General features: G+C 63.3%; 19 protein-coding genes. 12 read left to right on the top strand and 7 right to left on the bottom strand.

The features are described 5' to 3' along the window. The first annotated feature begins 178 nt into the window (after window positions 1-178). The 3 genes from N2K99_RS16640 to N2K99_RS16630 all read left to right on the top strand — a co-directional run bounded on the left by N2K99_RS16640 (window position 179) and on the right by N2K99_RS16630 (window position 1559). The gene (locus tag N2K99_RS16640; protein ID WP_227934474.1) at window positions 179-565 is read left to right on the top strand and encodes a hypothetical protein; all 387 of its coding nucleotides are present in this window, start codon (window positions 179-181) and stop codon (window positions 563-565) included. A gap of 32 nt (window positions 566-597) precedes the next feature. Then, the gene (locus N2K99_RS16635; RefSeq protein ID WP_227934475.1) at window positions 598-969 is read left to right on the top strand and encodes a hypothetical protein; all 372 of its coding nucleotides are present in this window, start codon (window positions 598-600) and stop codon (window positions 967-969) included. A gap of 98 nt (window positions 970-1067) precedes the next feature. Continuing rightward, complete coding sequence (locus N2K99_RS16630) at window positions 1068-1559, top strand: hypothetical protein (RefSeq protein ID WP_227934476.1); 492 nt, start codon at window positions 1068-1070, stop codon at window positions 1557-1559. 107 nt (window positions 1560-1666) lie between these two features. On the opposite strand, the gene N2K99_RS16625 is transcribed toward N2K99_RS16630, so the two are convergent. Continuing rightward, a complete protein-coding gene (locus tag N2K99_RS16625; protein WP_227934477.1) occupies window positions 1667-1909 on the bottom strand; it encodes a helix-turn-helix domain-containing protein in 243 nt (80 codons plus the stop codon). 202 nt (window positions 1910-2111) lie between these two features. On the opposite strand from N2K99_RS16625, the gene N2K99_RS16620 reads away from it, so the two are divergent. Together N2K99_RS16620 and N2K99_RS16615 are read left to right on the top strand one after the other, a co-directional pair. Continuing rightward, window positions 2112-2339, top strand: coding sequence for a helix-turn-helix transcriptional regulator (locus N2K99_RS16620; RefSeq protein ID WP_227934478.1), 228 nt, complete (start codon window positions 2112-2114; stop codon window positions 2337-2339). Next, entirely contained in the window at window positions 2339-3541 is a 1203-nt protein-coding gene (locus N2K99_RS16615; protein ID WP_308036464.1) for a HipA domain-containing protein, read from the top strand. The genes N2K99_RS16620 and N2K99_RS16615 overlap by 1 nt, the downstream gene beginning before the upstream one ends. 79 nt (window positions 3542-3620) lie before the next feature. Here N2K99_RS16615 and N2K99_RS16610 read toward each other — a convergent pair whose 3' ends face one another. From N2K99_RS16610 to N2K99_RS16595, 3 genes are all read right to left on the bottom strand, one after another. After that, window positions 3621-4421 (bottom strand): hypothetical protein, encoded by an 801-nt coding sequence (locus N2K99_RS16610; protein ID WP_227934479.1) that lies wholly within the window; start codon window positions 4419-4421, stop codon window positions 3621-3623. 125 nt (window positions 4422-4546) lie between these two features. Continuing rightward, entirely contained in the window at window positions 4547-5266 is a 720-nt protein-coding gene (locus N2K99_RS19105) for an Ltp family lipoprotein (protein WP_227934480.1), read from the bottom strand. A gap of 75 nt (window positions 5267-5341) precedes the next feature. After that, on the bottom strand, window positions 5342-5551 hold the full coding sequence (locus N2K99_RS16595) for a hypothetical protein (RefSeq protein ID WP_227934481.1): 210 nt from the start codon (window positions 5549-5551) through the stop codon (window positions 5342-5344). A 126-nt stretch (window positions 5552-5677) separates the two neighbouring features. Between N2K99_RS16595 and N2K99_RS16590 the strand changes: the two genes are divergently transcribed. From N2K99_RS16590 to N2K99_RS16570, 5 genes are all read left to right on the top strand, one after another. Continuing rightward, window positions 5678-5953 carry a hypothetical protein gene (locus N2K99_RS16590; RefSeq protein ID WP_227934482.1) on the top strand — a complete coding sequence of 92 codons (276 nt, stop codon included), beginning with the start codon at window positions 5678-5680 and terminating at the stop codon, window positions 5951-5953. 3 nt (window positions 5954-5956) lie between these two features. Beyond that, on the top strand, window positions 5957-6286 hold the full coding sequence (locus N2K99_RS16585; RefSeq protein WP_227934483.1) for a hypothetical protein: 330 nt from the start codon (window positions 5957-5959) through the stop codon (window positions 6284-6286). A 241-nt stretch (window positions 6287-6527) separates the two neighbouring features. Continuing rightward, a complete protein-coding gene (locus N2K99_RS16580) occupies window positions 6528-7649 on the top strand; it encodes a type I restriction enzyme HsdR N-terminal domain-containing protein (RefSeq protein ID WP_227934484.1) in 1122 nt (373 codons plus the stop codon). Window positions 7650-7784: 135 nt separating this feature from the next. Further along, window positions 7785-8621, top strand: a complete 837-nt coding sequence (locus N2K99_RS16575) for a hypothetical protein (RefSeq protein WP_227934485.1) — start codon at window positions 7785-7787, stop codon at window positions 8619-8621. Between the two features lie 15 nt (window positions 8622-8636). Then, window positions 8637-9296 (top strand): helicase associated domain-containing protein, encoded by a 660-nt coding sequence (locus tag N2K99_RS16570; protein WP_227934486.1) that lies wholly within the window; start codon window positions 8637-8639, stop codon window positions 9294-9296. Here N2K99_RS16570 and N2K99_RS16565 read toward each other — a convergent pair. Beyond that, window positions 9293-9655: a hypothetical protein gene (locus tag N2K99_RS16565; RefSeq protein ID WP_227934487.1), complete on the bottom strand. Its 363-nt coding sequence runs from the start codon at window positions 9653-9655 to the stop codon at window positions 9293-9295. The genes N2K99_RS16570 and N2K99_RS16565 overlap by 4 nt on opposite strands. Before the next feature lie 70 nt (window positions 9656-9725). Continuing rightward, a complete protein-coding gene (locus tag N2K99_RS16560) occupies window positions 9726-10769 on the bottom strand; it encodes a Fic family protein (protein ID WP_227934488.1) in 1044 nt (347 codons plus the stop codon). A gap of 138 nt (window positions 10770-10907) precedes the next feature. Here N2K99_RS16560 and N2K99_RS16555 point away from each other — a divergent pair, with 138 nt between their 5' ends. Further along, complete coding sequence (locus N2K99_RS16555; protein WP_227934489.1) at window positions 10908-11831, top strand: helicase associated domain-containing protein; 924 nt, start codon at window positions 10908-10910, stop codon at window positions 11829-11831. Between the two features lie 3 nt (window positions 11832-11834). On the opposite strand, the gene N2K99_RS16550 is transcribed toward N2K99_RS16555, so the two are convergent. Continuing rightward, window positions 11835-12902 carry an acyl-CoA desaturase gene (locus tag N2K99_RS16550; RefSeq protein WP_227934490.1) on the bottom strand — a complete coding sequence of 356 codons (1068 nt, stop codon included), beginning with the start codon at window positions 12900-12902 and terminating at the stop codon, window positions 11835-11837. Between the two features lie 292 nt (window positions 12903-13194). Here N2K99_RS16550 and N2K99_RS16545 point away from each other — a divergent pair, with 292 nt between their 5' ends. Then, window positions 13195-13425 (top strand): hypothetical protein, encoded by a 231-nt coding sequence (locus tag N2K99_RS16545; protein ID WP_227934491.1) that lies wholly within the window; start codon window positions 13195-13197, stop codon window positions 13423-13425. Window positions 13426-13645 lie beyond the last annotated feature (220 nt).

The raw sequence follows: 13645 nt of genomic DNA, 5'->3' as shown, positions 1-13645 counted from the left end.
CGCAGCCACGGCTGAGGCGAGGATCAGGGCGGCGGGGTACAGCCCGCTGGTTCCCTACCCCGGAATGGAAGGGCCTTGGGCTTGTCTGTGCCGCTGCGGCCGAGAAACCGCCGTCTGGGTAGCCCAGCTGGGCGAGGGAAGCCGCGGGTGCCGGTGGTGTGCCGACTACGGCTTCAAGATGGGTGCCCCTGGCGTAACGTACCTGCTCGTAAACGAAGAGCTCGGAGCGATCAAGGTGGGTGTCACCGCAGTGGACTCCAGCAGACTCAAGGTATTCCGACGGTACGGATGGCGGGCAGCCCTCATTGAGCAGTTCGAGTCGGGATTCGAGGCAATGTCGGCGGAGAAGGAGATTCTTGACTGGTGGCGGAACGACCTTGGCCTGCCGGCCTACTTGTCACCGGAAGATATGCCTGTCGGCGGGTCCAGGGAGACAGCAGAGCTGGAATTGATGCCGGTCTACATAGCCGTAGAGCGCCTGCGTGAGACATCACTTCGGCTGCGGAAACTCCTGCAGGCATTGCCTAGCAAGAGCCAGGAAGACGCACCGGCGGCGTACCCCTAGACTGGGTTCAATTTCGCACTGAAGGGGAAGCCATGGAAAGCACCGGCATCACCAATGTCCACGACCGGCTGAGGTCCTGGGCCCGCGGCACACTGTCCGACGAGGCGGGAGTCGAACTGCTCATCCGCGGCTATGGCGGACGTTTCGCCAGGCTCACACAGCCCTGGATCAGGACCCACTCCGGCAGCGACACGGCTGTCGTCTTCTGGAGGCATATCCCTGAGTACATCGGTGGTCTTTCCGGCGGCGAAAGCCGCTACCTGATGCTCACGGCGTCGCTGGCCGACGGACTTGAAGTCCGCCTTGACGGGACGTTCCCGCGCCTGGACTACGCGGAGCAGGACCTGGTGCTGTCCGCCCTGCGGCATGCCGGCGGCCGGCGGGTCTGGCCGATGGTGGCATAGCGGAGCCGGCCGGCAGCGCTGACACGCTGCGGGACGTCGGAACGGCATTCCGGCCGACTTCCGTTGCCTCTGCGGACGCGACGTCCTAGCATCCCGCCATGGCTGATCGAAACGCAGCACCTCACGGTCCAGTCCAGATGCTCAGGGGCTTCCGGGAAGGATGGGAGTGGGGCTCCTGGGCGATCAGTGTTGCTGGCACGCTGTTCTCGGCTGCGCAGGCTGTCGGCCTGCCTGACTTTCTCATTGAAGTGAGCCTCTTCGGGTTTGCCTGTTATGTGGCGGCAATTCCGGTCTCATTGATTATGTTTTCCATCTCCGCCGCTGTGGAAAAAGTGACCGGCAGACAAGTCGGCGACACCGTCTCGATCACCGTCCTGATCCTGGGAGTCCTTGCGGGCGCTCTCTTCCTGCGCTCGGAGGTATTCGTACACATGGACCCTGCTGAGATGGATACTTTCGGCCGGGTTGTCTTTTCCCTGCTTGGTGCAGCCATCCTTCTCACGCCGCTCTATTTTCTGTGGAGCAGGTATGGGAGACGGTCCCGTGGCCGCGGTGCCCGGGGGCGCAGGAGGGCTGCTCCCCCGGGCTGAATTCCAACGCCGATAATCAACGTTATGTAAAGTTGTTGCACTGAGTGCAATATCCTGATCAGGAACCAAGCACCTCTTCGACCGGATCGGCTTAGCCCGGGTCGAACTTACGGGTGGCTTTCGGCAATGGGTTCATCGTCCTCCGAAGCCGTGGACGCTGATGCCTTGTATGCCTCTACGATGAACTGCTCCAGGATGGTCCGCTCGATCCGCCACTGCCCACGGCCGCCAACCTGAATGGCAGGCAGCTCTCCGGTGCGGATCAATCCGCGGATGACAGAGGAACTGGTGTTCAGCTCCTCGGCGACCTGTTGAAGGGTCAGGAATCGAGGGCCTGGCTGCTCAGTCATGCGACCATCCTGCCCCGCCGGCTACTGGAGGGTCCCCCACGGCACGCGCGTCGCCACTCCCCCGGCATCGCTGGCTGCAAGAGAGGCACGATATTGCCTATTGAGACAGTGCGGCCCTTCGTTCCACATCGCATCGCCATGAATCGGCAGGATATTGCCTAATTCGCCAGTTTCTGAGCATAATGTGAGCCAGAAGCCCGCAATGGGCATGATATTGCCGCTGGAGGAAGACGTGGAAGACATCATTGCGCTCGGAGAAGCGATCCGCAGCGCCAGGAAGGCGTCAGGCATCACCCAGGCCGATCTGGCGGACCTTGCCGGTATTGCCGTGCGGACGGTCCGCGCAATCGAGTCCGGCGCAGGCAACCCGTCCCTGGCCGCCGTCGTCGGCGCCGCCAACGCAGTCGGCCTGAAGATCAGGGCGATCTGATGGCTGACCTGCAGGGGCTTCGCTATGTTGCACGGGCTGATGTCTTCAAGGGCGGGCACCTCGCCGGAACCATCACTCGCACCGACGGCGGCGGCACCTCCTTCAGCTATGACCCGGCCTACCTCACCGAAGGCAGGCCCGCCGTGGCCACCACCATCCCGGTCACCGCCGACGCCGACGCCGACGCCGCGGCGGCGGCCGGCGGCGCCCTGCCGCCGTTCTTCACCGGGTTGCTTCCCGAAGGCCACCGGCTGACCGTTCTGCGCAATGCGGCCAAGACCAGCCTGGACGACGAGCTCACCCTTCTGCTCGCCGTCGGCGCCGACGTGCCCGGCGACGTCCAGGTAGTCCCTGCAGGCGAGAAACCGGCAGAACCGGCGGCACTGGCCGACACTACAAAACCGGAGGAGCTGGACTTCGCAGAACTGGCAGGTGCCCTGGACCTTCACGGGCTTCCCGGAGTGCAGGACAAAGCCAGCGCCTCCATGCTGACCGCTCCCCTGGCCATGCGCCGGCACCGGTACATTCTCAAGCTGGATCCGCCCGAATACCCTCACCTGGTGCCCAATGAAGCGCTGCACCTGACGGCAGCCAGGAAGTTGAAGATCCCGGTGGCCAAGGCATCAGTCGTGACCGACAAACGGGGCACCGGCGGGCTGCTCGTCGAACGTTTCGACCGGCAGAGCCCAGACGGGAAGACCTGGACGAGCCTGCCCCAGGAAGACGCCGCACAAGTGATGGGCCTGCCGCCGGCCTCCAAATACAACGTCTCGGCAGAGGACGCCGTCAATGCCCTGACTGAAGCCTGCCGTGCCCGCCCTGTGGCCGCCAGGAACCTGTACCTGCAGTTCCTCTTCGCCTGGCTGACCGGCAACGGGGACCTGCATGCCAAGAACATCTCCATCCTGGGCGGTCCCACCGGGTTCGCTGTCGCACCGGTCTACGACGTGCCGTGCACCCTGCTCTACGGGGACGACACACTGGCCCTGAGCATCGCCGGCAGGACGAAGGGCCTGAAAGCCCGACACTGGACCGAATTCGCAGAAGCCATCAGCCTCCCGGCACGCGCTGCAGCTTCGGCCAACAGGATCGCACTGGCCGCGGCGGCCACTGTCGACCTCACTGCCCTGCCCGTGGAAGGTTCTCCGCTGCGGGGTGCCGTACGCGAGCTTCGCCACCGCAGGGCAGAGCTCGATAGCTAGCGTCGTCGTGAAAGCCAAAAAGGAGCCGGCGTGGCTGGCTGCACCGCACCGACTCCCCCCGAGCCCTGATCCCCTGCAACTACCGCCCGACCGTCTCCAGGCCGTGGGTGTACATCATGTCGTCCAGCTCCTTGAGGGCGTTCCGGGCCTCGCGCAGGTCTTCCCGGGTGAACGCACCGGCCAGGGCCGAGATGACGGTACCGGCGATGACGCGGGCTTCAGCTTCCTTGCTGGCCTTGCGCATGTGACTGGGAACGATCCGGAACGCCTCGGGAACCAGAACGTTGACGCCTTTGAAGCGCCGGACGTGGTCGAAGTACCTGGTGTCGCCGCGGCGGGTCGCCACTTCGACGGCGCCCTGGATGGCGGCTTCCAGCTCGGTGGCCGCGTAATCGTGTGAATTCAGCTCTACGCCCTCGTACTGGAAGTTGAGGCTGATGCCGGTGCCGCCGTGGTTGTGGCCGGTCCCGTAGGTAGTCACGCTGTAGTAGGGCTCGCCGATGGACGTCCAGACCTTCCCGTCGATGACGATCATCTTTCCGATGCGGTCGGTTACTTCCTTCTCCGCTTCTTCGCGTTCGGCGGCCCAGCTGTCGCGTTCCTGCTCTGCCGGGAAGTGGGCGCTGCCCGCGGTGATGTCGCGGAACAGGGTGTAGAAGCTTCCGTTGTACGTGCGAAGGCCGGCGCCGGGACGGTCAATGCTGTGCGAAAGCAGTTCGTTTTCGTCGAAGGTGCAGGCAACCGGAGCCTCGGCCGAGGTCAGGGACGGGATGCCGGTGGTCATCGTGAATGTTTCTTCAACCTGGCGCGGCTTCCGGCAGCGCGGCGGAACGCGGAACGGACGGTATGTGACGGTCGTGGTGATCGTGAAGTTATCCATACCCCTTATGTGTGCGGCAAGGGGGTTGGAATTCGCCGCTGATTGCCTTCGCCGGGCAAAGAAATAGCCAGAAGCAACCTGGCTCCCGGCTATTTCTTCAAGGTGCCGGAGATCCCGGCCAACCGCTACTTCAGGTTCGCTACGGCGTAGTCAGCTTCCTCAGGGGTGAACTGTCCGCCGTACTCGCTCGTCAGCTGATCCCGGATCTTCTCAGGGGACAGTGCCATATCGTCCTGGTAGGTCTGGGCCTGGTTCAGCGCGTTAACTTTGAAGTCTGCCTTCACATTGTCGACGGCGTACTGGGCTGCCTCTGCGGAGAACTTTCCGCCGAACTCAGAGACCAGCTGGTCATAAAGGCCTGCCTTGCTCAGGTACGCCATGTCCGAGTAGCTTTTGGCCTGCTTGAGCGCCGACTGGTACTCCTTGGGCACGGACGAATCGACTGCGGGTTCCTCCGGTCCTACAGCAGCCGGCGGCTGTGCGGTCGAGCTGCTCTCGATGGCCGATCCGACTGCCATCATGCCGGAGAACATCATGACGATCGAGGCGATGGCGCTCAGGGCCCAGTAGCTGGCGGTGACGATCCACGCCGTCTTTCTGCTGGCCTGGTAGCCGTCGAGCGGGCGGCCCTGCTTGTCCGTCTGGTTTCCGGTCAGGGTGATGATCAGGTCGACCAGCGACCAGATGCCGAAGCCGCCAAGCGTCAGGAGCTTCAGGACGCCGGTACCGATCTTGCCCAGGTAAAACCGGTCAACGCCCAGTCCGCCCAGAAGGAGTGCGAGCAGCCAGGTTGTGACGAAGGACTTCTTGGGGGCCGTATCGGCCATGTAGCTGTTAGTGCTCAAGGGTCTGCTTTCTCTTTGCATCTCATTGGAATTGTCGGAACCCCACGGCAACCGCCGACATCGGGCCCTGCAGGCTTACCCGTGGAAGTCAGGGTCGGTGAAGCACCTGCAGTCGTCGGCATGTCTGGCGAACGCAGAGGAGAAGTACCACTCCCCCGTGAACCGGGAATAGCGCGGCGAGTTGTCGTAGGTGTGGCCGTCGATGGCCGTGTAGTGCTTGTCCTCAGGGCGGTCCTGTGCCGTGGGCGTGGATTCGTCGGGATTCAACCGCTGATGAAAGCTCATGGCCCCTATGTGTGCGGCAGGAGTGGATTCCGTCTGCGTTCACCCGTCTCCCCCGCCGGCACGGGCCTACGCATGTCCTCTTGCTGGAGCCGAAGCCGGACTCCACCGCAGAGAAGGAGCACCATCATGCCCGCCGACAACACTGAAGCACCGGTACCGCTACCGGGGTGGAATGAGCTGGATCTTGCCCCCGCCATCGGCGAAGAGGCGCTGTCCCGGCTCCTGGCAGGCAGCAGCGAACCGCTGGCAATCCACCAGGGTGCTCCCGCCGGCGGCAGGCAGACCCGCCCGGCAGGCTTACGCTGCATCAAGTTCAAGGGCACACAGAAGGATGCCGAAAAACTCTGCACGACGACGGCCAGGGTAGGCACGTGGCAGTACAAGATCAACAGGAAGGAATGAGAGTTGAGAATCCAGATGAAATCGGGGTCTGTTCACCTGGACCCTTCAGAGCGTCGCGAGTTTTCCATCGTCAAGGGAGGAATCGGAAGGAACCAGCATGGAGGCGCTGACAACCCTGTAGGAACGTACGACCTCGGGTATTATCTGCTGCTCTGCACGGAATCTGACGCTAACGGATCTGTTCTTATCCAGAAGGCCAGGCCCGATCTACTGCAAATCTGCATCCACATAATTGAACGAGAGCTCTTGGTGGATAACCCACATCTCAAGACCGCGGATATTCTCGCCGAAGCCTACAAAATCCGAGTTGCCGCAACCAGAGATTCAGCCTGACAACTACCAGCTCGGCACTTTTGCGGTGTTTGAGGAGTTTGGCGGCAACTGCATATCACGTTTGCGGAGGGCTCCGGCTGTGGCCATGCCCCTCCTTCGTTGGCGGCAGGAAGGGCGGCGTCCCAGGTAGGAGTGCCGGTATCGCTTGGACGCGTCTACGCATGTCCAGTTCCAAAAGCCCGCAGCGATGGAAGCAGTACCGGCATCATGCGGACCCACGGAGCACGCCGAAGGACTGAACATGGATCCAGCAATGCAAGAGAAGAACGCCCTGACGGGAAGCCCGCGCGCTGCGGCCCGCATGGAAGCCCTGACCGGATGGGCCGCAGAAGCTGTCGCCCGAGGTCATGCCGTGCCGAGCCACTCGGACCTGGAAAAGGTGGCCCTGGCGAATTCGGCCGGCACTGACGGGATCAACCAGGAGTCCGTAGAGCCCTGGGCCACCACTATCGCCTGGCTCCTGAAGCAGACCAGCTTTGGAGTCAAGGCTGCGCACGCTCACCTTCCGGAAGAGCTTTACGCCCCCGCGGGCTGGGTTCCGACCCTTCCTGATCTTCCGGCACCAGAGCTTCAGGAGCCCCCGGTGAAGACAGTGTCTGCTGCGCCCACGGAAGAAGAGGCACCCGGGGTGGAAAGTCCTTCTCAGCAGCCGGCCAGCGGACCTAAGACACCCAAGTGGGAAACCACTGCGCGCAGTGAAGTCATGGCGGCTGTAAAGAAATTCTCCGGGCCCCTGCAGAGCCTGGTCGATCGTGACGCCAACGAGGGCGACACCCGCCTGCTGATCACAGACATGCTCTGCGAAGGATTGGGGTACGACAAGTTCACCGATCTCACCACTGAATTCAGGGTCAAGCAGGATTTCGCTGACTACGGAGTGCGGATCGACAAGCAGCTGGTTGCTTTCATTGAAGTGAAGCGCGTCAGCCAGAAACTTAACGAGCGGCATCTGCGTCAGGTCCAGATGTATGCCGTCAATGAGGGTGTGGAATGGATGGTGCTCACCAACGGCCGGGTTTGGCAGGCCTACCACCTCACCGGGGGCCTGCCCGTCATCGTCAACCTTGCCCTGGAAATTGACCTCCTCGGGCCTGAGTCCCTGGAATCCAAGGCAGAAGCGTTGTTCTTCCTGCACAGGGAAGCTCTCAAGCGCCGCCGCATCGACGAACTATGGAAGCACCGTGCCGCGACGGCTCCTGAAGCGTTGCTCGGCATCATCCTTTCGGAGACGGTGATTGCCGCTATCCGCAAAGAGGTGAAACGGGGTACCGGCATCTCCACTACCCCTGAAGCCATCGCCGACGTCATCCGTGAAGGCGTCGTGGACAGCAAGCTGCTTGCGAAGCATTTGCTCAAACGGTGAGGTAGCAGCTGCGGCGGCTGCTTGGCATGCCGCTCGGGGGACCCTTGGCTTCTGCCGGGGGCCCTCTGCTTCCCGATGACGGGCCGGGGTTGATTTGCCGGTAGATTTACCCCGGAAGAACTTACGGGGGAAGAAATGAAGAACAAGTCTCAGCTGGGCGCCATCCTGGCGGTCGTAGCGCTCGTCGTGCTGGTTATCGTCATTGCCGTCGCTGGCTGGCCATCGTCGGAACCGGCGGCGAAGGCCGCTCCGTCTGCCGCGGCCACGAAGACCGCTGCTGCTACGCCTAAGGCGACAGCAACCCCGAAGCCGACCCGGACGGCTACTCCGACGGCAACCCCGTCTCCTGCCGGCATAAGCATCGAGTTCGATAGCTGCTATATCCCTTCGCAGCAGAAATCCATGGACTTTGCCTCACTGCAGGAGATCTGGGCTTACCCCGTGCCTGTGCACTGCAGCAGCAATGTCCAGAGCCAAGGGACCCCGAGTGAGGTCCAGATGAAAGCCCTGGAGGCAGCCGGCGCGGAATACAGGCACACTGCCCTGAAGAGCCTCTACGGGGTGTGTGCGGACACCGAGGGAATCCCTATCGACAAGGTCGTAAGCGGCGCCCAGGCAAAGGAGCTGGCCGCAGCCTACATCCTGTGCCCGGACCACCCGAAGGCGGCGGTGATCGAGGCAACGATCGCTTCCGGCCAGTCGCTCATCGCAGAGGAAGAGGCCAACAGGCTGGCCATCGCCGAGGGCCGGCAGGTCGACTCCGGCAAGTACCTCGTGGGCGTCGATGTCCAGCCCGGTGTCTGGGAGACCGTCGGCCCCAAGGTCACTGAGTGCTACTGGGAGATCTCCGACGCCGCCGGCAACATCATCGAGAACAACTTCATCAACGTTGCACCCCAGTTCAGCATCACCATCCCTGAGGGGGCGGCCGGGTTCACCGTCCAGGGCTGCACTTTCCGGAAGATCGGTTAGCAGGAGACCGGCCCCTTGCCTGATAAGCCCTCCCCCATGTGGCACGATTCCCAACGCTGGCTGAAGACCCTGGAAGAAGTAGCGGCCTTCCGCACCACGTACGGCGTCCTTCCGGGAGACAGCGGCCGGAGCCCGAGGGAAAGGGCCCTGCAGCAGTGGCTGAAGCGGCAGGGAGCCAAGGCAATCGAGGGTGCACTCACCGACGTCCAGGTGAAGGCTCTGGACCTGGTGGACGGAGACTGGCGGGCAAACCAGACCACCCTCTCCTGGGAGAACAACCTTGCCGCGGCGATCCTGGATTATCAGGAACGCGGCCGGGTCCCGGGCAATGAGGAAGGCGCCGGCCCGTGGCTGCTGCGCCAGCGAAGCCGCATGGCAGCCGGCAAACTCACCGAGGACCAGGTGAAAGCCCTGGATGAGGCAATCCCCGGGTGGCGGAACCTGGACCGCATCAAATGGTCCGAACGTGCGAAGGATCTGGCCCGGTACGTCACTGCCTGGGGAAGGTTCCCGTCCAGCCGTTCCAAAGACCCGGAAGGGCTCCGGCTGTACACGTGGCTGGCCTTCCAGCGGAAGAAGCTCAGGCAGGGCCGGCTTGATGGCGGGCAGGTCGCCGAGCTCAACGATCTCGTCCCGGGATGGCGGGGCAGGAACCAGGACCGGGAAGCGATCTAGGAATCCTCCGGGCGGTTGTTGCTGTCCACGAAGGTCTGGATGACGGCCAGCACCGCTGAAACCTGCCCGTCGGTGAGTGCGGCGGTATCTGCCGGCATGAGCCGGGTCAGCTTCGGTGAAGCATCCTCGCTGACGATGCCCAGGCTGGCCGCGCACGCATCTACGACGGCGGACGCGTTGACCCTCAGCCCCCGTGCCAGGCCGGTGATGGTGTCCGGATCCGGGAAGCGGTTCTGGTCCTTGGTGGCCAGCTGCTGGATCCTGCCCGGGGTGGGAACTCCCCCGCAGTCCCTGGAGAGCTGGTCGTAGGTCCTGCGGCCTTTGCAGGACGTGATGAGTTCTCCGAGTGTTACTGGCATTGGTGGTGCTCCCTGCTGGATCGAGACTTTTCGCCTTAAACGCTACAGGGAAGGCCGACAAACCCAGGATTCAGCGCAGGGCGCGCGACAGGAAGCTTTCCAAGGCGTTGACGACCCGCGGTGCCGTCCATGCCAGGGTCCCGCGGGCCTTTGGCGCCGGTGCAAGAATGCCTGCAGCCGTGAGCTGGTCCAGGGCACGGTACGCTGCCGACTCGGAACATCCTGAGACGGCCATAGCCGTTGCCGCAGTCAGGGCAGGGGCCCGGACGAGATCTGCTGCGATGTGCAGCGCCGCCGGCGACCTGGTGCGTCCCAGAAGCACCCTGTGCTCCTCGGCTGCCTTGTTGACGTCGGCCAGGAGCATCAGACAGTTGTCCAGGGTGATGAAGGCGGCCTCCGTGAAGAACTCCACGATGGAGCAGGGATTTCCGTCCCGGTAATTTTCAAGGGCCCAGGCGTACCCGCGCGTGTTGCCGGCCAGTCCGGCCGAGAGCGGGATGAGGGATGAGCCCGTAACGCCGGCGGCACGGAGCATGGCCAGTACCAGCGCCCGCCCGGTGCGGCCGTTGGCGGTTGCGTAGGGTGCAGCTGCAGTGAAGTGCGCATGGGCCAGTCCGGCATGGGCGAGTACCGGCATATCGGCCCGCCCCATGAATTCGGTGAGGTCTTTCAATCCCGGGCCGGCCAGGGCTGCCCTCTCCCCCGTTATTGTCCTGTGCAGCTCGGCGATGCCCGGGGCCCCGAGGAGCGGATGCCCGCGGTCCGTGCGGGTAACTGCCAGGGCGGTTGCCAGAATCCTGCCGGTGTCCGGTCCGGCGGCGGACGGCGCCAGGGTGCCGGTGATGATCTGGTCTGCGGTGGCATGGATGCCGTCGAGAGCACTGCTGCATGCTGCTTCGGCCAGGATGAGCAGCGGCTTGAGTGCGGGATTCGCTGCGTCGAAGCGGACCATCTCGATGACTGCCATCTCGGCTGCTGAAAGCAGGGCCGGATCAAGGACCGGCGCCAGGTCGGACAGGTCCGGGATACCCGGATCGGGAGGGTCCTGACCGTCGTCGATTTCATCCACCTGTCTGCTGCGGATCTCGGTCCGGTCCCTCAAAAGTGCTGTCATCCTCCCAGTTAATGGGCTAAGTGGGAGAACTGGCAAGGAAATGCCCCTGTTTCCGCCCCGATAGCCGGCGCCCCGGCGCTTTCCCGGAAGGCCGTACACAGACCGAGGGATTAGGGGGGACCTATGACACTGGCAGTAATGAACCGAGTCCCGGAGGGCGTACCTACGGGCGGACAGTTTGCAGCGCAGCACCACGCTGAAGCGGATGTTGTGCTCACCATCTCTGCCCTCACGGGCGAAGAGGCCGGGAATACGGCGCGGAATTCGGCATGGGAGGACAGGCTTGCCGAAGTCCTGGAATACATGGACGCGTACGGGGCGATGCCGACGCACAATCCGTCCCACCATGAGTCAAAGCGGCTGGCAGGCTGGCTGAACGACCAGAGGCGCGCCAAGGACACCATCCCGGAGCGGCGGGCACAGCTGCTCGATGACAACGTGCCCGGGTGGCGCGACCCGCGTGAGGCTTCCTGGCAGAAGAAGCTGGCTGAAATCCGCGACTACCGCGAAGCCAACGGGCGCCTGCCGGCCGCCGGCAAGGAATCCAACGAGGTCTCAAGCTACGGCCGGTGGCTGGTCTACCAGCGCAGGAACGAGAACAAGCTACCCGAGCACCGCATCCGTGCATTGGACGAGCTGGACCGGGACTGGCGTGACCCGAACCCACTCTCATGGGCGAAGAACGTGGACCGGGCTGCAGTTGTCGTTGAGCGGCTCGGGCGTTTCCCCACCTCGGGGGCGCAGGATCCTGAAGAGCACCGCGTAGCCGAATGGCTCAGCTCCCAGCGCACACACCGTTCACGGATGACGCCGGAGCAGGTCCGGGAACTGGACACCCGGCTTCCGGGCTGGAACAGGGGCCGCGAGCAGGTGTGGCAGGAACGCCTGAGCTGGACGTCCGAGTTCTGCCGCCGCAACAAACGCTTCCCTTCCCAGCACAGCGTGAATGTCGTTGAAGCCAGCCACGCAGCCTGGGTCCGCGCCCAGCGCCGGACAGCCACCAACCTCAGTGACGAACGTGCAGCGCAGCTGGATGAGATGCTGCCCGGCTGGCGCCGATAGGGCCTAGCTGGGACGGTAGGTGCTCACCATCGGGCATTCGAAGGGGTCACGCCCGGAGAGCCCGACCTTGTTCAGGTAGGTGATGACGTTCGCGTACGAGCGCAGCAGGGTCGTCTCCGTGTAAGGGATCTGATGCTCGGCACAGTACGCGCGCGTCAGCTCCGCAGCCCGGGCCAGGTGCGGCCGCGGCATGGACGGGAACAGGTGGTGTTCGGCCTGGTAGTTCAGCCCGCCCATGAACGTTCCGGTGAACCGGCCGGTGACGTTGCGGCTGGTGAGCACCTGGCGTGAGAGAAAGTCGATCCTGGAGCCGGCGGGGATCAGGGGCATGCCTTTGTGGTTGGGGGCGAAGGAGGCTCCCATATAGACGCCGAAGACTGCCAGCTGGACGGCGACGAACGCTGCAGCAATGCCGGCAGGCAGGAAGGCGAAGACGAGTGTCAGGTAGAAGCCGATCCGGCTGAAGACCATGGCCAGTTCGGCGCCGCGCCCCGGGACCTTCCTGGCCGTGAACAGGTACTTGATCGACTGGACATGCAGGTTCACGCCTTCACCCATGAGCAGCGGGAAGAACGCCCATCCCTGACGGCGGGTCAGCCATGCCATGAAGCCGGTGCGTGCCTGGGCCTGCTCGGGCAGGAACGAGACCGTGTCCTGTTCGATGTCCGGGTCCTTGCCGATGGTGTTCGGGTTGGCGTGGTGGCGGTTGTGCTTGTTCATCCACCACTGGTAGCTGATGCCCACGATCAGGTTGGCGATGAGCCGTCCTGCCCTGTCGTTGGCCGGCCCCGATGCGAAGACCTGCCGGTGGCTGGCTTCGTGGGCCAGGAAGGCGAACTGTGTGAAGAGGATGCCCAGGAAGGCTGCCGGGATCAGCTGGAACCAGGAGTCCCCGATGAAGACCATGGCAGCTCCTGTGGCTGCAGTCAGGCCGGCCAGCAGGGCGAAGACCTTGATGTAGAAGCCGGTGGCCCGGTCCAGGAGGCCTTCCGCCTTGATCTGTTTCAGCAGTGTCGAATAGCCGGCGGCTGCGGTGTTGCGCGGGGACGGGGTGGTGGGGGTTGTGCTCACAGTGCCTCGTTGTTCAATCGGTTAGTGCAGTTGCAAATTCTACTGAGATACATGCGCAGAGGACCGGCGCTGGCATCGGCATTGAAATGTATGACGCCCGGCACTGTGACGCGACACGGCCGAATTTCTGTTTTCCCTTAATCCGGGGGAAGCCCGGAGCCCGGTGATAGTTTTTAGGTATCGGAAACAGATTTGCAATCACATCTGTGGTCACCCGGCCTTCCGATGCCTTTCGAGACTGATCAAGGACCGATAGCCCTCTCCCCCAGGGCCGGAAATTAAGGACAAGATCATGACTGTTGAAGTACGGAAGCGTCCAGGACGCAAGTCCAAGGGCGACCGTAAGCTCATTGGGTTCCGTCTTGCTACCGAGCAGGCGGACATCGTCAGTGAGATCGCAGCCGCCGAGGGATACAGGTATGTCAGTGACTGGGTGGCCAGCGTGGTTTCAGACCGTATCGAACACACAGACCTAAGCGTGATCGACCACCAGGAGGAACTTCCTATCGGTCGCATCGCTTAAACACAGAAGGCCCGCACTGGGCGGGCCTTCGAAGTATGTAGCTTCCACCTGAGTTAGCTTGCCGGCGATACAGGTTGAAGCATTTGCACGGTCCGTTCTCTTTGCAGGGAGAGCGGTCCAAAAAGCCTTGGGAGGCTTTTCGTCTTCCAACACCGGGTTTTCCTTTGCAGGGGAACACCCGGGCCTTACACATCCCCGTCGAGGAGGAATAGCACCATCG

The sequence above is a fragment of the Arthrobacter sp. zg-Y1110 genome, assembly GCF_025244865.1.
In the GTDB taxonomy this organism is placed as follows: domain Bacteria; phylum Actinomycetota; class Actinomycetes; order Actinomycetales; family Micrococcaceae; genus Arthrobacter_B.
Note: the sequence above shows the minus strand (reverse complement) of the source record. Positions and strands in the feature narration are given on the sequence as shown.

Coding starts and splice junctions, on each gene's coding strand:
- N2K99_RS16640 (WP_227934474.1), top strand. CDS start 179: ATGGGTGCCCCTGGCGTAACGTACCTGCTCGTAAACGAAGAGCTCGGA.
- N2K99_RS16635 (WP_227934475.1), top strand. CDS start 598: ATGGAAAGCACCGGCATCACCAATGTCCACGACCGGCTGAGGTCCTGG.
- N2K99_RS16630 (WP_227934476.1), top strand. CDS start 1,068: ATGGCTGATCGAAACGCAGCACCTCACGGTCCAGTCCAGATGCTCAGG.
- N2K99_RS16625 (WP_227934477.1), bottom strand. CDS start 1,909: ATGACTGAGCAGCCAGGCCCTCGATTCCTGACCCTTCAACAGGTCGCC.
- N2K99_RS16620 (WP_227934478.1), top strand. CDS start 2,112: ATGGGCATGATATTGCCGCTGGAGGAAGACGTGGAAGACATCATTGCG.
- N2K99_RS16615 (WP_308036464.1), top strand. CDS start 2,339: ATGGCTGACCTGCAGGGGCTTCGCTATGTTGCACGGGCTGATGTCTTC.
- N2K99_RS16610 (WP_227934479.1), bottom strand. CDS start 4,421: ATGGATAACTTCACGATCACCACGACCGTCACATACCGTCCGTTCCGC.
- N2K99_RS16595 (WP_227934481.1), bottom strand. CDS start 5,551: ATGAGCTTTCATCAGCGGTTGAATCCCGACGAATCCACGCCCACGGCA.
- N2K99_RS16590 (WP_227934482.1), top strand. CDS start 5,678: ATGCCCGCCGACAACACTGAAGCACCGGTACCGCTACCGGGGTGGAAT.
- N2K99_RS16580 (WP_227934484.1), top strand. CDS start 6,528: ATGGATCCAGCAATGCAAGAGAAGAACGCCCTGACGGGAAGCCCGCGC.
- N2K99_RS16575 (WP_227934485.1), top strand. CDS start 7,785: ATGAAGAACAAGTCTCAGCTGGGCGCCATCCTGGCGGTCGTAGCGCTC.
- N2K99_RS16565 (WP_227934487.1), bottom strand. CDS start 9,655: ATGCCAGTAACACTCGGAGAACTCATCACGTCCTGCAAAGGCCGCAGG.
- N2K99_RS16560 (WP_227934488.1), bottom strand. CDS start 10,769: ATGACAGCACTTTTGAGGGACCGGACCGAGATCCGCAGCAGACAGGTG.
- N2K99_RS16555 (WP_227934489.1), top strand. CDS start 10,908: ATGAACCGAGTCCCGGAGGGCGTACCTACGGGCGGACAGTTTGCAGCG.
- N2K99_RS16545 (WP_227934491.1), top strand. CDS start 13,195: ATGACTGTTGAAGTACGGAAGCGTCCAGGACGCAAGTCCAAGGGCGAC.